Source organism: Companilactobacillus pabuli (assembly GCF_014058425.1).
In the GTDB taxonomy this organism is placed as follows: domain Bacteria; phylum Bacillota; class Bacilli; order Lactobacillales; family Lactobacillaceae; genus Companilactobacillus; species Companilactobacillus pabuli.
In genome coordinates, this window is sequence record NZ_CP049366.1 from 2396843 (window position 1) to 2417136 (window position 20294).

The following is a 20294-nucleotide window of genomic DNA, read 5'->3' on the forward strand; positions in this document are numbered from 1 at the left end:
ATATAAGTAACTTCAGAAAATTAATAGAAGATATTATTGGAATTGCAGTATATTGCTGTGGTTCTGGTAGTATCTTCTTTTTTTATGTAATGCTACAAAGAAATAGAGTAGTTATTCAGAAGATATGTGTCTAATTCTATCCGAATAGAAGATGAAATCTAGTCGGGAGCAAAAGCCCTGTGATGGCTCAGCCGCCAGATTTTACTTAGCAACTTGTTGCTTAGTAAAAGGCCTAGTTTTGAGATTTTGCGTCTTTGGGGCCATGCAAAAGCTCAAAATAGTGCCGGCAGCGTTCCAGCCAATCACAGAGCTTTTGCGGACGACGGCATATTTATTCCCACCCCCCTCCAAAAAATATTAAACTATATTTAAAATCCAAGTTAAGTAAACCTAATAATTTTCTTGAAACACCATAAGGTATATGTTACTCTTTGAATAGAGCGGTTAATCCGCCTAAGAATGGAGGCTCTTTATGTTAACTGTTAAGAACCTCACTGTCGCTTACGATGACACACCAGTATTTTCTGATGTTGCCGTTAACTTTAACGCAGGTAAGATCACTGGAATCATTGGACCGAACGGTGCAGGGAAATCTACACTCATTAAGGCAATTTTAAATCTGATCAAAATCAAAAGTGGTCACATTGACTATGATGGTCAGACAATGAAATCAGTTCAAAAGCAAGTTGCTTACGTTGAACAAAGAAAGGACTTAGATTTAACTTTTCCAATCGATGTCTTTGACGTCGTCCTTACTGGAACTTATGGAAAATTAGGCTTGTTTAAAAATCCAGGCAAAGCTGAGAAGAAACTTTCACAAGATGCTTTGGCACAAGTTTCACTGACGGAATTTGCTAAACGTCAAATTGGGAATTTATCAGGTGGGCAATTGCAGCGGGTTTTCGTAGCTCGAGCAATCGTCCAACAAGCAGAAATTATCATTTTAGATGAACCCTTTGTTGGAATCGACTTGCAAAGTGAAACAGCTATTATGAGAATTTTGAAACAATGGCGGGATGCTGGTAAGACAATTATCGTCATCCACCATGATTTGAACAAAGTTCACGATTATTTTGATGATTTGGTAATTTTGAATCACGGTATCGTGGACTTTGGACCTACTAATGAAGTTTATAATCCAAAAAATATCGAACGAGCTTTTAGTGCAGATCTTTCTTCAGTCTTGTTTGCGGAAAAGGAAGGTGTGCAGTGATGGCATCAATAATAGAGTTTTTTAACGCTTTAACCAAATACGACTTTCTGCAAAGTGCTTTATTGACAGCAGTTATGGTCGGAATTATGTCAGGGATAATCGGTAGTTTCATTATTTTACGAGGGATGTCTTTGATGGGAGATGCCATTTCGCATGCGGTTTTACCCGGAGTAGCCGTGGCTTACATGTTAGGTATCAATATTTTATTGGGAGCATCAGTCTTTGGTGTTCTAGCAGCTTTATTGATTGGTTTTGTTGCCTCACGAAGTAAAATTAAAACTGATACGTCAATTGGGGTCGTCTTTAGTGCCTTTTATGCTTTAGGATTTATCTTGATTTCGATGGCAGAAAGTTCCACTAATTTGCATCATATTTTATTCGGAAATATCTTGGCGGTTAGTGACAGCGACATTATGACTACAGCTGTCGTATTAGGTTTAGTCATCTTGTTCGTAGTCGTGTTCTATAAAGAATTGTTAGTGACGTCATTTGATGAAACTTACGCTAGAACGTACGGCTTGAAAGTCCAGGTTATTCACTACGCTTTAATGTTGGTGTTAACTTTAGTTACCGTCTCCGCTTTACAAACAGTCGGAATTATTTTGGTGGTAGCGATGTTGATTACGCCTGCCGCAACAGCCTTTTTATGGACTGACAAATTAAATATTATGTTAGTTTTATCGGCGGTCGTGGGAATGATTTCAGCGATAACTGGATTGTATTTTAGTTACACTTTCAACTGGGCATCAGGTCCGGCAATCGTTATTGTGGCAGCTAGTTTGTTCGCCTTATCATTTGTCTTTTCACCAAAACAAAACTTCTTTAAGTTGAAAAGGAGTGTGGCTCGATGAAGAGAATTTGGGTAACTTTAGTCGCTGTGATTGCGATGATCAGTGGAGTTTATTTCTTTTTACATAGTCGAGATAATCATTCCGCTGATTTAACCGCTGGAGATAAGTTGCAAGTTGTGACGACTAATTCAATTTTGGAAGATATGGTCAAAAACGTTGGTGGCGACCGAATCGAATTGTACAGTATTGTCAAACGAGGAACGGATCCACACGAATATGAACCACAACCGAGTGATGTTTCAGCCGCAACTGAAGCTAATGTGATTTTCCACAATGGTTTGAATTTAGAAACTGGTGGAAATGGCTGGTTCAACAAATTAGTCGAGACTTCGCATAAGAAATTTGGCGAGGATGTTTTTTCAGCTAGTAGTGAAGTGACGCCGGAACATTTGACGACTAACGCGAATGAAGAAGATCCGCATGCTTGGTTAGATTTAGCCAACGGGGTCAAATACGTTCAAGCTATTACGAAAGTCTTGAAGGAAAAAGATAAGAAAAATGCCAGCTACTATCAAGCAAACGCTGATAAATACATTGCTAAGTTAGAGAAATTGCATCATCAAGCACAATCAAAATACTTAGAAATTCCCGAAAAACAACGTTTGTTAGTAACTTCAGAAGGTGCATTCAAGTATTTCGGTAAGGCTTATCACGTAACACCCGCCTATATTTGGGAAATCAATACTGAATCGCAAGGAACGCCTGAACAAATGCAACGAGTTTTGGGTAAGATTAGAAAATCTGACGTTAAAAGCTTGTTCGTGGAATCTTCTGTTTCACCTAAGTCAATGGAAAAAGTATCGAAAGAATCTGGTTTAGAGATTTATTCTAAATTGTTCACTGACTCTTTAGCTAAAAAGGGTAGTGACGGAGATACTTATTATTCTATGATGAAATGGAATATTGATCATATTTACAGAGGATTAATTAAATAAAATGATAAAAGCTAACAATTATTTGTATATAATTGTTAGCTTTATTTATATCTCTTTATAAAAATGTATAATAATGATAATTATATGTTATTTGTAAATGAGGGGATTTTATGCAAAAACAAAATTATGGTTATTTGATAATCATATTATTTAGTATCCTGACATTTTTTATTAGCCCTTTGGAAGTTTTGGCGTATTCAGGTACAGCATATGATGAAGCTAGAGCTGGAGCGGGATCAGCTCCAGATAATTTAGGTCTTGATAGTGGAATGTTTACTAAAGCAGATTTTAGTCAATATGGTGGCGGATTCAATTCTGCTAATTTAGTTGATGAAAATGCCAAATCTAAGGCCGCTGGTGGTGGAGATTCTAGAGCTATTCTTATGACTAGCCAACCATCTCAAGTTGGGGCCATTTGGTCAAACCTTGAGGGTGGAAATTACGTCGATATCACTAAGAAGCAAACTATGTCTATGTGGATGTATTTTGGACCTAAAAAGCATACTGATGGCAAAGATTTTGGTGATGGTATGGCCTTTGTTTTGCAAAAATCCAGTGATGGGGCTAATGCTATTGCCCATGATGGATCTAGTATTGGTACGGGTGAGTCCCTTGGTGCTTGGGGCGTTGATGATAATGTTGACACTAGTACGACTGCTGGTATTGCGGCTACAGCAATTCAGAATAGTTGGGCGATGGAATTCGATACCCATACGAATAATGATTCAACTCCAGGGGCGGCTGCTTATTTTGATTCAGCGGTTTCTGGACAACACATTGCTTATGCATATCCTGGAGATCCCGATACGTATGTTAAAAAGACAAAGAACGGATTATTCCCATTTACATCAGATAAGTATTATTATGGTATGAATCACCAAGGAACTAAGCAAGTTGATCTACACGATGGTACTTGGCATCACTTGACTGTCACTTGGGACCCGGTTAAATTTCAAGCCACTTGTGTTTTCAATGATAAAAATCCTGATGGCTCGATTGGCACTAATCCGGTAGAAATTGACGTACCTTCAGTCAAAGCGGCAGAATTCGGTGGTTATGATAATTTGAGTGACCACAAATTGAGATGGGGCTTTACCGCCACTACAGGTTCAGCGTATGAAGCCAATTTGATAGCTTTTGAATCGATTCCTTCTTCAGTTGAAGGGGACGCCACACCTAGTATTACTGATACTACTCAACAAAAAGAAGTTACATCTAATGGAACAGTTAATTCTAACGACCAATTGGCTATCAAGTATAATTTGAAATACGATAGTGGTCGTGATAAATGGAGCAATATCAATGCACAATTAGTTTTGCCAGAAAATGTTACTTATCAAACAGGTAATTCTAGTGATGTTATTGGTAGTGTCGATTACGGCGATGGTCAAGATTCTGAGCCAATTTATGCTAGTGAATTAACTGGTACCAATACATTAGATCATGTTTTAAAAAGAAATTTGGATAGTAGTGATCGTGGTGGTCCAACTATGGCAACAATTACGATTAATGGTGTAGCTAATAATGTAACCACTAATACTGATGTAGCTTCAGTTCGTTCAACAATTGACAGTGATACCCTTATTAAAGATGTCGACATGTTGCCATTTACGATTTTAAAAAGTAAACCAATCAATCTGGTGCTAGATAAAAATAATATTTCAGTAAATCCTAACAAATCAGCTCCAATTACTGGAACAGTTTCTTATGTAGATGGAACAGCTGTAAAGAACTCTGATATGACCGTTCATACTAATTTAAATGGAACTGATTTGGATAATTTCAAGATGAGTGACGATGATGCTTCAGGGAATTTAAACTTTGAAATACCAGCAGACAAATTGACCGAAGATACTAATATTTTGAAAGTTTACGTAACTGATCCTAATGGCAATAAAACCACTACTTCGACCGTTAAAATTTCTAAAAGAGGAGCTTTAGCATTAAAAGTTGATGAGTATTCCTTTGGTTCTATCAACCAAGTGGCTTCCTCTATATTGATTCCTAGAAAAGGTGATTGGAAGATTGTAGTTGATGATAGTCGTGAAAAAGATTCCAATCCATGGTACTTATCAGCTGGAACTGATGGATTATATGATTCTGGAACTAAATTTAATGGTAATGTGATTTATAAAAATGCTAACGGAATTGAAAAAATTTTAAATGACAGTTCTAATACGATGATAGCTAGTGGTAGTAAGACTCAAGACGGTGAACAAGTTACTAATGTCAGCCAAATGTGGAATGATTCAGAAGGATTATTGTTACGTTCTAACGGAAGTAATGCTAGTGGTAATTACTCTGGAGAAATGAACTGGGTTTTATCCGATACAATTTAAATAATAAAAAGCAAAAAGACTCGAAATCATAGCTGAGGGCTAAATGTTTTCGGGTCTTTTTGTAGATTACATATAATACTACCTTATTTTTGTTAAATCAAAAGATACGTTTCGTCAATGAATATTAACTAGCAAAATCTTCGGCAACGTACATCCATTGTTTGTTGGCATCATAATAAACACCAATACCAACTTTAGTTACGTCAGTTGACATGACATTTGTGTAATGACTAGGCGTGAAGTTTTCTGCTCTGAATGATTTCATGATGTTGTCAGCAAATTTTGTGGCTGAATTGCCAAAGAGATAAGTAGAGCTGGCAGCAATGTTTTCTTCCATATTGTTACTCCCACTAGGAAAAGCCGACCAGCAAGGAGAGCCATTAGGTCTAACGTGAGCAAAGACAGAATCTATTTCTTGGGCACGAGTCATCGCAGTTTGATTAAGAGAATTATCCATGGTTAAAGGAGCAATTCCCTTTGAAGCTCTTTCATTATTAATAGATGTTAAGAAGGCTTGTTGAACTGCTTGGGTACTTGGTACTGATGAATTAGTGTTCGTGTTATTATTCTGATTTGCATTAGGATCGATTTGACCAAAATCGGAAATTTCAATGGTATTTTGTGGTGGAGCATCGAATAGAACTTGATTTGCATTGATGTATTCATGTGATGAAACTTGAGCGTAGATGTCACCATTTGAATTGCGAACTGTTTTACCAATAGTCCAGTCAGAACCATTAGGTAAAATTCGTGATTCGATTGAATGAGTTTGGTCATTGTAAATTGAAGCATTGCCAACGACTCTTCCATGCAAAACTTGATTTGCATTATAATTCAAAGACCCGTCACTAGCTTTAAGATATTCATTAGTTGCTACTTGATAGTATGGTTCACCATCTATTTGGATGATTTTACCAACTTTCCAAGGTGTGTTATAAGCTAATGCCCGATTTTGAACTAATTGACCAGTAGACGTATAAAGTCTGGCATATCTAGGTGCAGTGACTGTTACAACCGAAGCTGCATCAGCAGTACTTTGAGAAAAGGTCAAGGCTCCTGTAACCCCTAGAGCTAAAGCTGCAACGATTGAAGCAGTTTTTGATAATCTCATATTATTTCCCTCCTAAATATTTAATTCCCTATTAAAGGACAAGATAATCATAGGTTATTTGTAAAGGGCTTTCAATGAGAAAATAAAAAAATCGAACAAATTAATGTCCGATTTTTTATCTAGTTATTATCCCCAAATAGTTGTAACAAGCTCAAGAAGACGTTGATGAAGTCAAGCACCAAAGTAACTGAAGCAAGTAAGGCAATTGCACCAAGACTATTTGAAGTTGAATTGTTTTGATAAATGCGTTTGATATTTTGAGAATCAAAAGCAATGTAGAACAAGAAGAGAATAACGATAGCTGCACTGACTAACATCATCAATGGAGTACTCTTGAAAATCAATAAGTTAATAGCTTCAATTGCGATAATTGAGATAATTCCAATCATCAAAGTGCGGTTCCACTTCATCAGGTCCTTTTTAGTAAAGAAACCGATAGCAGCTGAAACAACGAAGACAACTGAAGTAAGAGATAACATTTGAACAATACTTCTAGCTGAGTAAATGTAGAAAATTGGAACTCCGATAAAGGACAATGTGAACAAGAAAGCTAAATAACTAAGAAAAGTTAGGAAGTATGATCTCGTTGCGAAATGTCCACATAAGCTAATGAAAGCAATTGGAATACCAATCATCAAAATCATGGAAATAATTCGATGTTGTGCCATTCCTTGGAATATTGCCATTGAAAATGCTTGGTTATTAGCAATGGCTTGCGCGCTGATCATCCAAAAGGCAATTCCCAAACCAGTATATAAATATACTAGGGATGTGAATTTAGCCAAACCAGCGGATTTTACTTTGTCTATTGTTTGCATATAATCCACCTCTATTTTAACTACTATAATAATTGTACAATAGGATAACATTTCTCGTAAAATTAAGAAACTGCTGAAACCATTTGTTCTTTCTTAAGTCGGGTTAGTAGTAATATTCCGTCCTCCATATCAAAGAAAATTTGGCTGGAACGTAGTGGGCACGATTTTAAGCTTTTGCATAAACCAAGTGCGCAAAATCTCAAAACTCGGCCTTATTCTAAGCAACAAGTTGCAAAGAATAACTTCACTACTGAGCCAATTTTCTTTGCTATTCCGGACTAGATTCTACGTTTTATATTTTTAGCAGTCAAATAAATGGTTAATCAACTATATTTGAATGGATGCTATTTTTAACTTTAAATCATTTGAAATAAATAATAAATGATGTTTTCCAGTCGGGAGTGGCAGCTTTGTGGATGCTCAGTACTGAAATTTCACTTAGCAATTTATTGCTTAGTGAAAGGTCAAGCTTTAAAACAGTTCCCGGTTCTGGAATTGGCTTAAAGTTGCGCCCAGTACGTTCCAGCAATCCACAAAGCAGAACGGACGACGACAGCCAACACTAACCTAACTTGAGAAAGAACTATCCATTTACTTTTCAACCTTTTTTATTATATTATCGACGTGTTAGACGAGAGGAGACTTGATTTATGTCAATTTCAGTTGATAAAAATAAAAAGCTTTTTACGTTGCAGACTAAAAATACAACTTATCAAATGAAGGTGGGCAGGTTCGATCATCTTTATCATATTTATTATGGTAAAAAGATTGAACATCAAGATTTGTCGTACTTACTTTATAATGGACCTTCGCATTATGTACCTTATCCTCACGAATCTAAAGGCCGTGTTGGGTCTTTGACTTTAATGTCGCAAGAATATCCAACCGTCGGTAGCGGTGACTTGGGAAGTGTTGCCTTAGATATAAAAAATCATGACGGCACTAGAGTAGTCGATTTAAAATATAAAAACTATGAAGTTATAGATGGTAAGTATGATTTAGAAAATCTACCTAGTTTTTTCGCAAAAGAAGATGAAGCACAAACACTAAAAATAACTTTGGTTGATGATGTTTCTGGAGTAGAAGTCGAATTATTTTATGGAGTTTATGCCAAATATGATGTCATTACTAGAGCTGCTCGTTTGAGTAATCTTGGCGACAGCTCACTTAGCATCCAAAAAATACAATCATTAGTTTTGGATTTAATTTCTGGTCAATATGATTTGGTTCATTTTCACGGTCGTTGGGGATCTGAACGTAATTTTGAACGGATACCACTTTCTCACAACGTAACGACATTTGGTTCAAATTATGGTGTTTCCAGCGCTAAAGAGAATCCTGGTTTTATTTTGCTTGGGAAAGATACTAATGAAATGCATGGCGATTGTTATGGCTTCAATCTAGTTTACAGTGGGAATTTTCGTGCCACCGCTGAACAAGGTACGCTGGGACAAAGTCGAATAACTTTAGGATTAGGCGATAATCAATTTACTTGGAAGGTAGAACCTGGAGCAATGTTTGAAAGTCCTGAAGCTATCATGAGCTTTTCTAATGATGGATTGACGCAGTTGTCACACAATTTCCATGATATTATTCGCAATAATTTATGTCATAGCAAATATCAAAAAGTAGCACGTCCAGTTTTAGTTAATAATTGGGAAGCAACTTATTTTGATTTCAACGGTAAAAAACTGTTACAAATTGCTCGTGCCGCAAAAAATATTGGTGCTGATTTATTTGTTCTAGACGATGGCTGGTTTGGAAATCGTTTTGACGATAATCGATCATTGGGAGACTGGTTTGTTAATGAAAAAAAACTAGGTTGCAGTTTGAAAGATTTGGTTCAAAAAATCAACAATATGGGAATGGAGTTCGGACTTTGGTTTGAACCTGAGATGGTTAATGAGGATAGTGAATTGTATCGTCATCATCCTGAATGGGCTTTGAATTTTCCTAAACGTAAGGCTTTACTGGATAGAAATCAACTAGTATTGGATTTGTCTCAAGCAAGAGTTAGACAATATTTGTTTGATCGTATCGTTGATATTTTGGATAGTGCCAATGTGAGTTATATCAAGTGGGATATGAATCGTCCAATTACGGATTGGTATTCCAAGAATCTTAGTCAAAGCCGTCAAGGTGAACTACAACATCGGTATGTTTTGGGATTGTATAAACTATTAGGACGTTTAACTAGACGTTATCCAGATGTATTGTTTGAAGGCTGTTCAGCTGGTGGGGCTCGGTTTGATTTAGGAATGCTATCTTATGAACCACAAATTTGGACATCAGATAATACAGATCCTATTAATAGATTAGGTATTCAATATGGGACGAGTTTCTTCTATCCACTTTCTACAATGGGTTCACACGTTTCAGCCAGTCCTAATTTGCAAAATGGTCGTGTGACTCCTTTGTCAACTAGAGCAGCGGTAGCCATGGCCGGAACGTTTGGATATGAATTGGATGTTACTGAGTTAAGTGACAAAGAACAACAACAAGCTAAAGAATATACACAATTTTATAAAAAAATTCAAAAACTGACGTTTAGTGGTGATTATTATCGGTTATTTAGTCCATTTGATAATCACAATGATTTAGTAGCCTGGCAAATTGTATCAAAAGACAAAACGAAATGCCTTCTAAGTGTTGTTGTGACTAATGTTGTAGCCAATGCACCGTTTGTTTACCTGCAGTTAAGAGGCCTAGATGAAGATGCCAATTATCGAGTGAATGATAAAGTTTATTCAGGGGCAGCTTTGATGAATGCCGGTCTAAAATTAGGTCGTTTCAAGGGAAATTATCCTTCTGAACAATTATATTTTGAAAAAATTGAATAAAAATATTGATGGCAATTTTTTATTAAAAAAAGTTGTCATTTTTTGTCTTTAAAATGGCAAAACGACATAATATGTCACACCCATTTTATAAAATATGGTTGTTGAAGAAATAAAGGAGGTCGCAATGAAAGTTGAAAATGATCAAGACGGTAAACCGCATAGCAAAATTTTACTAGTTCCTTTAGAAGAAAAAGATTTAGAAGTACATCGAGTCATTGTTAAAAATACATCTTTCTTCTTTTTGGAACCAAAAGAATTGAAGCTTTTGAAACAAGCTACGATGAAACAAATTATTTTAACAGATGTTGAATTTGTTATTGGAATTAGTAAAAATCATGACAACCAATTCGTCGTGGCTAGTATTTATGACAAAAATGGTTCATATCAAAATAATTTGTTTGATTATTGTCGAATCGGGGATGTGGTGGATGGACTGCCTGATGATTTTCATACAGCACAGCGATTTCGGATTAAATAGGAGGAAATTATGGGATTAAAGGTAAACATTAACCCTTGGGTTAAAACAAATGAAGGAATTTTAGATACAGATAGGGAAGTTTTGGATTTTAGTAAAACGGACGTTAATCCAAGTCAAGTTGTTGGGAATCCACAATCGGCCAATTTATTTTTGTGCCTGTTGAAACCAGAAGTAAATAATTATTCTCAAGAAGTTGTTTCGACGGATACTAATATTTTGGGACAAGAATTACGTAATTTAAAGGCGGGTAAGAGTGAACATTATTATTTAGATTCGTATTATTTTTACTTATTGCACCAAGATTCAAAAGTTAAATATTATGATTTTTTGAAAAATGAGGCGGATGAAACTTATTTTGATAATTTGAAGATTTGTGATTTGCATTTATTGGCTTATCAAAATGCTACCTTAAAGGCCGATAAGAGTTATGCAGATTTAAAATCGGCTAAATACGCTGCATCATTGGTTATTGATCGAATTTTGGACTTCTCAATCAGCGCTAAACCAGTTTTTATTTTTAAAGATTATGATCAATGGGCTCAAGTTATCATGCAAGCCTTACGTGAGAGAACCAATTTAGAGGATGAAGAGTTAGTTGCCAAGTTTAATTTACTAACTGACTACTTCTATGAATTTTCTTCTAATGATTCAGCTATTACGAAGGAAAATATTCATAAAGTTATGAAGTTAGGCGAATATGACGAAATTAGCGACTATTTAAAGGAAGTTAGATAACTGCTGAATGCCAGTTGTTCCATTTAAAAGGGCTGTTTATTTTTATATTAAGATTACGTTGATATAATAAAGAAAAATTAGTCCGAGGTAAGCCTATGAAAATCACTAAACTATTCTTTGAAGAAGGCGGATTCTTTGGAGTACCAGAATTTGGTGAAATAGATCTGCTGAATAAAACGTTTAAATATAGCAAGGGAATTCTGGATTCTGAACGTTCGGGTTCGGCTGTGAAAAATGATTTGAATGAAGAACAAATCAAATCGTTACAAGAAAGAATTGCTGATTTACATCTGGAAGATTGGCAGGATGAATATAGTGATAATGACATTTTGGATGGTACCCAATGGAGTTTGAAGATTTCCTTTGACAACGGTAAGAATAAAGAAATTTTTGGTTCCAACAAGTATCCCGATAACTTTGAAGCTATGAAAAAATTATTTGATATTAACTAAAAAAGTCGCTGAAAAGCTAATATTCAATCTTGTCTAAGATGGTTAACAGTATTCTGAAGTCGGCACAGTTATTATTACCGATGCAGATATCAGACAAATGTATTAACACATGGATTTTATTTTCTAAAGAACTCAAGCTTTAATGACTTATAATTATCCTTAAATTTAGATAAGGTATTGTTTACTATCTCCACGCAAATATTCAGATATGAAAGGATTATCAATGTACCTTCTATTGTATAATTAGTTTTATAAAGTATTAGGAGGTTCAAAATGATTGATTTCAATTCTTTACTTCCAACTGTTGGAAGCTTTATTGGAGGGGCCGTAAGTGCCGGAGCAGTATCAGGTCCAATAAAATCTTTAAATGATTGGTGGTATTATCATTTTGGTAAGAATACTGAACTTCGTCGTACTGAGGCTCAACTATTAAATGAATCAAAAATCGAAGCCTATAAAGAAGATATTTTTGATGAAGTTAAAAAAATTCCTGCTGAAAATATAAAACAGCCTCAATTGGATATAATTGGTCCGGCCCTTGAAGCATCAAAGTATTATATTGATGCGCCCGCTTTAAGAAAAATGTTTTCCAAATTAGTCGCTAGTTCTATGGATTCGAGTAAAGAGCAAATTACACGGTCCGTATTTGTGGACTTTGTAAAACAAATGAGTCCTTTTGATGCTAAGCTACTTGCTATTTTTTCAAATGAAGTTGGTCCCAATATACCAATAGCCACTATTCAACAAAAATTTAATGATAATGAAGGAATTCTAACATTTAAATCTGATGTACTTACCATGAATTTACTAGATAATCTTAATGATAGAAAAATGGCTTCCTCGTCAATTATCAATTTATCTAGAATGGGATTAGTAGACACATCATATTCTGAGTGGCTAATAAAGTTTGATTATGACGAGTTATTTTCCAAAACACCGGAATACTTTCAATGTGGCCAACAAATTGAATCCGCAAAGAGTGAGTACCAAGAAAGATTGAATACCGAAGTAACTATTAGCTCTGAATATATGAATACCCTAAAGAAAAAGGCTGATTCGACTGTTACAATTGGAAAAGGACGCTTGATGATAACTACTCTTGGAAAAGAATTTACGGAGATCTGTATTTAGTTCTACTTTTTATAATTAAAGAAAAAAGTGAAAAAACTTCAGATGTTAATCGTTAAAAAATGATTTTCTATGTAGAAAAGTGTGAATATTGCTTGTATGGAAGTGTCAACTTATAAAGAGAAATGAAATTGAATAATAAAAGAAATACAAAAAGAGGAAATTAAAAGTTTTTTAACTTTAATTTCCTCTTTTTGCTCAAAGGTTTAAAAACTCAATTTTTTTAACAACTCTGAAATTGATCAGTGACTTTTTGTTTTATAGCAAGTGAATGTCGTTTTCTTCACATTTTTGACGTAAGTCTTCTGGCCAAACAGCAGCTTGGACTTCACCAACGTGAGCTTTGCCAAGAAGTAACATACATAGACGAGATTGTCCGATACCACCACCGATTGTGTATGGTAGTTCGCCATTTAATAACATTTGGTGGAATGGAAGTTTTTCACGGTCTTCAGCATGAGCAATCTTTAATTGTTCTCTCATTGATTCTTCACTGACTCGGATACCCATACTTGAGATTTCTAGGGCGTGTTGTAAAGGTTCATACCAGAATAAAATATCACCGTTTAGTTTCCAGTCATCATAGTCAGGGGCACGGCCGTCATGACGTTTACCACTCTTCATAGGTCCACCGATTTGCATTAAGAAGACACAGCCGAGTTCTTTACAAATAGCATCTTCACGTTCTTTAGGTGTCTTGTCAGGCCATCTGTCTTCAAGTTCTTGAGTTGTTACGAAGTGAATTTCGTCAGGTAAGTGGTGAACAGCCTTAGGGAATTTGTACCAAACTTCGTGTTCCATGTGCTTGATAACTTTGAAAATTTGACGAACTGTGTGCTTCAAAGCAGCTGTGTTACGTTCATCTTTGGCGATGATTTTTTCCCAGTCCCATTGGTCAACGTAGATTGAGTGGATGTTATCAAGATCTTCGTCTTTTCTGATAGCATTCATATTTGTGTAAATACCTTCGTGCATACCAAAGCCGTAGCGTTTCAAAGCTAGACGTTTCCATTTAGCCAAAGAGTGGACGATTTCGATAGTTTCGCCAGGTAGACCTTTCATAGTGAAGGAAACAGGGGATTCCACACCGTTAAGGTTATCATTCAAACCAGTACCTTTTTCAACCATCATAGGTGCTGAGAGACGTGATAAATTCAATTCTTTACCAAATTCATCTTGGAATGTTTCACGGATGTATTGAATAGCTTTTTGTGTTTCTTTAACAGATAATTTTGGATCATAATCCTTAGGTATAATTAAGTTCATATTGTTTTCCTCCAATTAGTGGCCGATTGGTCAACCTTATTCTTTGCAAAATAAAAAAGTCTTTCATCGCAGTTATTAAATTAATAATAACTGGGACGAAAGACTTCGCGGTACCACCCAAGTTGCCTATATAAAATAGACCAGCTCAATAAGAACACTAACATGTTCCACCGATGGTAACGTACCGGTTAACGTCTGTACTTACTTTGATTGCTCATTTTAGCCAGAAACATTAAGAAAGTGTTATTCGAAAAGTCCATTTACTAATTGGGTTCTCACCATTCCCAACTCACTGTTAGTGTGGAAAATTCTACTCCTCTTTCTTGTCGTTTTTTATCTTGTGACACTAATATTAGCATCTTTTTTGAAAATGTAAACAAGTAAATTTGATTTTTATTAATTTTGGCATGAATTATTAGAGGATAATTAATGATAATATGCGAACATATATTCGCATTTAATGATATAATGGCTATAAATATTTAGTTGAAGGATGAGCAAAATGGGAGTTTCGAATTCGCAAAAATACACCATTAGTAAACACGCAACTATGAGAATCCATACGAGATTCAATATTCCTAAAAACCGAGTTAAGGCATGGGTAGATCGATTTTTAGCACAGGCAACTTTTTTTAAAGAATGTGAAAATAGTAAATCAGGTGAGTTACAAATTTTCAAATTAGACGATGTTTTAGCAGTTTTGAACGTGGATGAATACATTGTCGTAACAGCATATTCGTACAATCCATTCAATAAAACCAATGGGTTAAGCGATGAGATGATGAATTTGTTGCGGCCATCTTTAGATAATATTTTGGCTAAAGAAAAAATTCATTTGCGTGATGATTTAGATGGTCTAATGCTGGATTTGCAGATGGACTATCAAGCGTTTCAGAATCGTCCGAAATCGGAGGAATCATTTGAAAAATTTCTTGAAGGTGTCGATAAAATTAATCAACGAATTGAAACTAGCCAGTCTTTGATCCGAAATATTGAAAAACTCAAAGAATGAATAAACCCCAAGTTCAGTTGAGAACTTGAGGCTCTTTTTATGCTATTAACAAAGTAATAAAATTCCAAAATAGTTTGCCACCATAGAGAATAATAATAATTCCACAAACTAAATTGATAATTCTTAATACTTTAGCATTGAATTTATCTTTAAATTTAGAAACAATAATGCTCAATAAAATGAACCAAAGAGCTGAGGCAATTCCCACACCGGCGATAAAGATAGGGTGGCTGTAACTAGGCAAAGTCACTTGAAAAGCTCCCAACATCATTGAACCGTCGATAATTGCCTGTGGATTGAACCAAATGACTACAAAGGCTGAAGAAATAGTTTTGAAAAGCGTCATTTCAGTCGTGGCTTCGGCACTAATATCAGTCGTTTGCGAGCGCAGAAGATTTATTCCCATATAAATAACGATCAAACTGCCGACTAACAAGATGATTAGTTGTAACCATTCGAATTTCTTCATGATAGCACCGATACCAAAGAAACAGGCAAAGGCAAGACTTACGTCAAAAATAATGATGATAATTGCCGTTAACAATGACTTTTTGCGCGATTGGGTCAGAGCAGAATTGATAACGAATAAATTCGCTAAGCCGATTGGTGCATCGTAAGCAATCCCCATAGTTAATCCTTGTAAGAAAAAGTTCATGATTAGTCCCCCTTTACCAACCAAATTGTATTGATTTTTACCAACATTAACGATTATATAAGTGTTAGAGAGTAAAGTAACCATCCAAACTGATTAACTTTACCCAACCAAAAGGAGTTAATCATGCAAAAAAATATACCATTACAAATTACTTGGCAACCTGATAAAAAAGCTAAAATTCCAGTTTATCGCCAAATCGTGCAGTACGTTTGTGATCAAGTTGCTAGTGGGACCTGGCCTATTAATTCAAGATTGCCATCGCAACGGGCTTTAGCAACAATGTTCAAAGTCAATCGCAGCACCATTTCAACAGCTGTCGATGAACTGACATCTTATGGAATTATTTCTGGTCAACACGGTGCGGGAACGAAAATCGTCAGTAATACTTGGTCGGTGATGTTGCCAACAAAACCAAGTTGGAAAAAATTTATCTCGGCTGGATATTTAAAGGAAAGTGACCGTAGGTTACAACAAATAAATCAACTGGAATTTTCACCAGATATCATTCGTTTAGGAACTGGTGAATTAGATCCACGATTATTTCCACAAAAAATGTGGTCAAAAATTATGCAAAAATTGAGTACTGAAGTTACTTCTTTGGGATACGCTGAACCTTTAGGAATGATGAATTTGCGTTTGGCGATAGTTGAGCACATGAAAAAAATTGGAGTAAAAGTATCGGTAGATAATATTTTGATAACTTCGGGTGCACTGCAAGGTTTGCAATTGATTTCGTCGTGCATGTTGGAAGAAGGCAGCACCGTTTTTACTGAAGCACCGACTTATTTGAAATCGATTCAGATGTTCCAGTCGACCGGGTTGAATTTGAAAGGTATTTCTATGGATCATGACGGTTTGGAATATTGGCAAATGGAGAAATATTTAAAAGAAACTGAGCCAGCAATCCTTTATACGATACCGACCAATCAAAATCCCACTGGTATTACAATGAGTTCTGTTCGTCGCCAAGAACTGATGAATTTTTGCATAAAAAATAGACTGCCAATCATAGAAGATGGAGTCTATCAGGAATTGTGTTTTGAAAAAGCACCGTTGCCACTCAATGCAATTGATGAGAACGGTATGGTGATGTATCTGGGCAGTGCTTCTAAGGCCTTAGCACCAGGATTGAGAATTGGTTGGGTGATTGCTCCAGAAGCAGTTATCAAACGGCTAGGGGATGCCAAAATGCAAATGGACTATGGCGCTAGTTCCTTGTCGCAACTAGTGTTCACAGAATTTTTGAAAAGCGGTATGTATGATCAGTATTTGGCCGATTTGAAGATCACTTTGAAGAAACGTCGTGATAATGCCTTAGAAACTTTGGAAAAATATTTTAAGGATATCGCTACATGGGATGTGCCAGTCGGTGGTTTTTATATTTGGCTGACCTTTAATCCTGATATAGAAGTGGATGATTTGTTTGAGAGAGCCTTGGATAAAGGGATACTTTTGAATCCTGGTGATATTTATGACTTTCGACACAATCGGTCGTTACGGATTTCGTTTGCCTATGTGACCGAAAAAGAATTCAATGATGCTATGAAAAAGATTGCCGATTTAGTCCTCAGCTAAAAATCTGTATAGGCCTAGGTCGACTTCGTGCTCCAATCGTAAGATAAATTCAACTAACTTCGTTGGTTTGCCGTCGACATTTTCTTCGATGACATCTTTAGCACTGAGCGTTTTTGCGGATCCAAGATAGTAGAAATCTTTGCCGTCAATTCGGTCATCATTAGACTTTCTGATGAATAGCTGAATCATGCCGAAATCTTTGTGTTCAAGGAGTTTGCTCTCCACCGTACTAGAAGTTGTGCGTCCACTTTTAGAAAATAGGGGAATCGTTGAACGGTCGAGGAAAGTATTGTCGTAGACTAGCTTATTTTGAACTTTTTTATTTTTTTGGAGAGAAATGAAGACAGGAAGAAAACGTTCATCGTCTCTTAGAGCATAGCCACCAATATTTATGTAGTTGGGTTCCTTGGGCCAATTTAACATCTTGATAATATCCGGACGGAAGTATTTTTCACCGATAGTGAATCTGTTTTGGTAAATTTCTGGGCTTTGCGATACACTCCAGAGATTGGCATCAAGGGCATCTTCAAAATAACTTTTAAAAATTAATGATTGCAATAGTTGCTGGAATTTAGAAGTGAAGGCCCATTTGTTGTTAATGTGGTTAATAATAACCATTTGACCGTATTTCTTTTGTTTTACTTTTGAGAAATAAGTGAAGCACAAAACTGATTCCACGTTGTCCAAAGTTTCTTTATCGCAAAAAATATTTTGAGCTTTTAAGCCTGATAAAATTTTTTCGTCGGTTAAGACTGGTTGATCTAATAATTTTTTCAAGATCCAAGCTTCAACAGGCCGTTTAGATACAGTGATTTCTGCGGAGATGAATTTTAAAAATGCATATTGTTTCTCAGTGAGGACGTTTGAAAAATCATCTTCAAATTTGTTTTGCATATCGTAGAGAGTGTCGAATTTGTCAATTATATCAGAGACTTCGATGCTACCAAATTTGGCAAAATCTAAAAGCGTTGGTTGACGTAAACCGATTTTTTCCTTGAGATTTTGATAAGCAGTTTTGAATCGTTTCATGTCATTCAAACGAGCTTTGGAAACAGAAGCCAGAATTTTTTGTCGGGCAACTTCTTCAAAGTGAATCGTTGAAACGCCGGAGATGCTGGGACTGATGATTTGTTTGCGGATTTTTTCTTTATTATTAGTGTGTGAATAGTCAAATGCCATCGGAATCATATAATTTTCGTCATAATTACCGATGAAATCTAAAATAGTGACATATTCTTTATGAGCAAATTTGCGCAAACCACGACCTAGTTGTTGAAGGAAGATAATGCTGGATTTGGTGGGACGCATCATGACAATTTGATTGAGAATCGGAATATCGACGCCTTCATTAAAAATATCAACCGTGATGATATATTGCAGTTCACCCTTAGTTAGTCGGTGAACTGCTTTTTCGCGTGCTTCAACAGTATCTTCGGCGGAAACAAATTGAGATTTGATGCCTTTATTAGTGAGTTTGAGGGCCAATTCACGACCCTCGGCGATGCGACTGACAAAAATTAATCCGTGGACGTCATCTTTTCTAGGGCCATAATAATTAGTTTTTTCGATTAGATGATTAACTCGTTCGTCGGATACGAGGTATTTGAGACTAGTCTTGTCGTCGATTATTTCGCCATTTTTTTCATAGTCAGTGACACCAATGTAGTGAAAAGGCGTCAACAAATTGTGATCCAATGAATCTAGCAAAGAAATTTCATAGGCTAAATTGTAATCAAAATATTCGTAGACATTTGTTCCATCAGTTCGTTCGGGAGTGGCAGTCATTCCTAACATAAATTGTGGCTTGTAAAAATTCATCAAATGCTGGTACATAGTTTCTTTTTCGCCATGATTATTTTGACCAACTCGATGAGCTTCGTCGATAATTATGTAGTCAAAGGCTCTGGCACCGAGCTGTTCACGGACTGATTTTTTAGAAACCATGTTGACGGTAGCAAAAAGATAACGAGCGTTGAGGTTCTTTTGACTGCCGCTGAGAATACCATAATCACTATTGGGGCCGCCTAAGATTTCTCGAAAACTGGACATCGCTTTACGCAAAATTTGCTCTCGATGGACGACGAATAATAGTCGCTTAGGTTGGAATTGTTGGACATCAAAAGCTGCCAGATAAGTTTTTCCAGTCCCAGTGGCCGCAACGACTAAACCTCTTTTTGCATGTTGAACATCTCGAAGGTGTTTCAAAGCTTCTAAAGCCGGTTTTTGCATTTGATTGGGAATTATTTTGCCAGATTTTTTAATTTTTTTCTTTCGAGAAAATGATGAGTAGTTTGGCTGCCAATCTTCTTTGTATTCGTTAATCCATGATTGAGTCAGTGGAGTAGCTTGTTGCCAAAGTTTCTCCAGTTCAGATTTGGCATTGCGGACAATTTCGCCACGCTCAGTTGAAGTGATGCGCAGATTCCATTCGAAATTGTTTTTCAAAGCGTTCTGAGTCAAGTTGGCACTTCCGATTACTAGACTTTCGTAGTCATTGTGGTTGAAATAGTAGGCCTTAGTGTGAAATCCATCTTGATCTAAAACTCTAACGTCGAGATTAGGAATTTGGAGCAAATCTTCAAAAACTTCAGGATTGTTGAAGCCAAGATAAGTTGAAGTGATTAGTTTTCCATGAACGCCGTGAGTTGCAATGTCAGCTAGAGTACTTTTTAAATCTAGTAGACCACCAGAAGTAACAAAGGCGACTGCAATCGTAAACGTTGTGGCATTGCGCAATTCATCTTCAATCGTGTCGAGAACTGTACCATTTTGGTTGGTCACTAGAGCTGGTTGGTAGCGAGATAGTGATTGGATTGAGTTGTCGATAAAACCAAAGTTTACGCCTTTATTGATTTCTTGATTGGTATTCATTAGTGAGCTCCTAGT

At 36.1% G+C, this 20294-nt stretch carries 16 protein-coding genes and 1 other annotated feature; of the genes, 11 read left to right on the forward strand and 5 right to left on the reverse strand.

Annotated elements, in window-relative coordinates; translation table 11 throughout:
- Positions 1–472 precede the first annotated feature (472 nt).
- From G6534_RS11645 to G6534_RS11660, 4 genes are all read left to right on the forward strand, one after another.
- Entirely contained in the window at positions 473–1213 is a 741-nt protein-coding gene (locus G6534_RS11645) for a metal ABC transporter ATP-binding protein (RefSeq protein ID WP_059075227.1), read from the forward strand.
- Positions 1213–2064 (forward strand): metal ABC transporter permease, encoded by an 852-nt coding sequence (locus G6534_RS11650; RefSeq protein ID WP_182082947.1) that lies wholly within the window; start codon positions 1213–1215, stop codon positions 2062–2064. The genes G6534_RS11645 and G6534_RS11650 overlap by 1 nt, the downstream gene beginning before the upstream one ends.
- On the forward strand, positions 2061–2999 hold the full coding sequence (locus G6534_RS11655) for a metal ABC transporter substrate-binding protein (RefSeq protein ID WP_182082948.1): 939 nt from the start codon (positions 2061–2063) through the stop codon (positions 2997–2999). The genes G6534_RS11650 and G6534_RS11655 overlap by 4 nt, the downstream gene beginning before the upstream one ends.
- A gap of 110 nt (positions 3000–3109) precedes the next feature.
- Entirely contained in the window at positions 3110–5338 is a 2229-nt protein-coding gene (locus G6534_RS11660; protein WP_182082949.1) for a hypothetical protein, read from the forward strand.
- Positions 5339–5462: 124 nt separating this feature from the next.
- On the opposite strand, the gene G6534_RS11665 is transcribed toward G6534_RS11660, so the two are convergent.
- Both G6534_RS11665 and G6534_RS11670 read right to left on the reverse strand, forming a co-directional pair.
- Positions 5463–6449, reverse strand: coding sequence for a CAP domain-containing protein (locus G6534_RS11665; RefSeq protein WP_182082950.1), 987 nt, complete (start codon positions 6447–6449; stop codon positions 5463–5465).
- Between the two features lie 119 nt (positions 6450–6568).
- Positions 6569–7267 (reverse strand): Bax inhibitor-1/YccA family protein, encoded by a 699-nt coding sequence (locus G6534_RS11670; protein WP_059075231.1) that lies wholly within the window; start codon positions 7265–7267, stop codon positions 6569–6571.
- Between the two features lie 650 nt (positions 7268–7917).
- Here G6534_RS11670 and G6534_RS11675 point away from each other — a divergent pair.
- The 5 genes from G6534_RS11675 (at position 7918) to G6534_RS11695 (ending at position 12903) form a co-directional block, all read left to right on the forward strand.
- Positions 7918–10107 (forward strand): alpha-galactosidase, encoded by a 2190-nt coding sequence (locus G6534_RS11675; RefSeq protein WP_059074942.1) that lies wholly within the window; start codon positions 7918–7920, stop codon positions 10105–10107.
- 124 nt (positions 10108–10231) lie between these two features.
- Positions 10232–10585, forward strand: coding sequence for a hypothetical protein (locus tag G6534_RS11680; RefSeq protein ID WP_059074941.1), 354 nt, complete (start codon positions 10232–10234; stop codon positions 10583–10585).
- 9 nt (positions 10586–10594) lie between these two features.
- Positions 10595–11320: a hypothetical protein gene (locus tag G6534_RS11685; RefSeq protein ID WP_059074940.1), complete on the forward strand. Its 726-nt coding sequence runs from the start codon at positions 10595–10597 to the stop codon at positions 11318–11320.
- Between the two features lie 95 nt (positions 11321–11415).
- Positions 11416–11772, forward strand: a complete 357-nt coding sequence (locus G6534_RS11690) for a hypothetical protein (protein WP_059074939.1) — start codon at positions 11416–11418, stop codon at positions 11770–11772.
- A 273-nt stretch (positions 11773–12045) separates the two neighbouring features.
- Complete coding sequence (locus G6534_RS11695; RefSeq protein WP_059074938.1) at positions 12046–12903, forward strand: DUF4393 domain-containing protein; 858 nt, start codon at positions 12046–12048, stop codon at positions 12901–12903.
- A gap of 255 nt (positions 12904–13158) precedes the next feature.
- Here G6534_RS11695 and asnA read toward each other — a convergent pair whose 3' ends face one another.
- On the reverse strand, positions 13159–14166 hold the full coding sequence (asnA, locus tag G6534_RS11700) for an aspartate--ammonia ligase (protein ID WP_059074937.1): 1008 nt from the start codon (positions 14164–14166) through the stop codon (positions 13159–13161).
- An 88-nt stretch (positions 14167–14254) separates the two neighbouring features.
- Positions 14255–14502: a binding site (T-box leader), on the reverse strand.
- Positions 14503–14668: 166 nt separating this feature from the next.
- Between asnA and G6534_RS11705 the strand changes: the two genes are divergently transcribed.
- Positions 14669–15178: a hypothetical protein gene (locus G6534_RS11705; RefSeq protein ID WP_182082951.1), complete on the forward strand. Its 510-nt coding sequence runs from the start codon at positions 14669–14671 to the stop codon at positions 15176–15178.
- Positions 15179–15215: 37 nt separating this feature from the next.
- Here the strand turns inward: G6534_RS11705 and G6534_RS11710 are convergent, their stop codons facing one another.
- Positions 15216–15833, reverse strand: a complete 618-nt coding sequence (locus G6534_RS11710) for a LysE/ArgO family amino acid transporter (RefSeq protein WP_059074935.1) — start codon at positions 15831–15833, stop codon at positions 15216–15218.
- 123 nt (positions 15834–15956) lie between these two features.
- On the opposite strand from G6534_RS11710, the gene G6534_RS11715 reads away from it, so the two are divergent.
- Positions 15957–17408 carry an aminotransferase-like domain-containing protein gene (locus tag G6534_RS11715; protein WP_182082952.1) on the forward strand — a complete coding sequence of 484 codons (1452 nt, stop codon included), beginning with the start codon at positions 15957–15959 and terminating at the stop codon, positions 17406–17408.
- Here the strand turns inward: G6534_RS11715 and G6534_RS11720 are convergent.
- A complete protein-coding gene (locus G6534_RS11720; protein WP_182082953.1) occupies positions 17394–20279 on the reverse strand; it encodes a DEAD/DEAH box helicase in 2886 nt (961 codons plus the stop codon). The genes G6534_RS11715 and G6534_RS11720 overlap by 15 nt on opposite strands.
- Positions 20280–20294: the final 15 nt, after the last annotated feature.

Coding starts and splice junctions, on each gene's coding strand:
- G6534_RS11645 (WP_059075227.1), top strand. CDS start 473: ATGTTAACTGTTAAGAACCTCACTGTCGCTTACGATGACACACCAGTA.
- G6534_RS11650 (WP_182082947.1), top strand. CDS start 1,213: ATGGCATCAATAATAGAGTTTTTTAACGCTTTAACCAAATACGACTTT.
- G6534_RS11655 (WP_182082948.1), top strand. CDS start 2,061: ATGAAGAGAATTTGGGTAACTTTAGTCGCTGTGATTGCGATGATCAGT.
- G6534_RS11660 (WP_182082949.1), top strand. CDS start 3,110: ATGCAAAAACAAAATTATGGTTATTTGATAATCATATTATTTAGTATC.
- G6534_RS11665 (WP_182082950.1), bottom strand. CDS start 6,449: ATGAGATTATCAAAAACTGCTTCAATCGTTGCAGCTTTAGCTCTAGGG.
- G6534_RS11670 (WP_059075231.1), bottom strand. CDS start 7,267: ATGCAAACAATAGACAAAGTAAAATCCGCTGGTTTGGCTAAATTCACA.
- G6534_RS11675 (WP_059074942.1), top strand. CDS start 7,918: ATGTCAATTTCAGTTGATAAAAATAAAAAGCTTTTTACGTTGCAGACT.
- G6534_RS11680 (WP_059074941.1), top strand. CDS start 10,232: ATGAAAGTTGAAAATGATCAAGACGGTAAACCGCATAGCAAAATTTTA.
- G6534_RS11685 (WP_059074940.1), top strand. CDS start 10,595: ATGGGATTAAAGGTAAACATTAACCCTTGGGTTAAAACAAATGAAGGA.
- G6534_RS11690 (WP_059074939.1), top strand. CDS start 11,416: ATGAAAATCACTAAACTATTCTTTGAAGAAGGCGGATTCTTTGGAGTA.
- G6534_RS11695 (WP_059074938.1), top strand. CDS start 12,046: ATGATTGATTTCAATTCTTTACTTCCAACTGTTGGAAGCTTTATTGGA.
- asnA (WP_059074937.1), bottom strand. CDS start 14,166: ATGAACTTAATTATACCTAAGGATTATGATCCAAAATTATCTGTTAAA.
- G6534_RS11705 (WP_182082951.1), top strand. CDS start 14,669: ATGGGAGTTTCGAATTCGCAAAAATACACCATTAGTAAACACGCAACT.
- G6534_RS11710 (WP_059074935.1), bottom strand. CDS start 15,833: ATGAACTTTTTCTTACAAGGATTAACTATGGGGATTGCTTACGATGCA.
- G6534_RS11715 (WP_182082952.1), top strand. CDS start 15,957: ATGCAAAAAAATATACCATTACAAATTACTTGGCAACCTGATAAAAAA.
- G6534_RS11720 (WP_182082953.1), bottom strand. CDS start 20,279: ATGAATACCAATCAAGAAATCAATAAAGGCGTAAACTTTGGTTTTATC.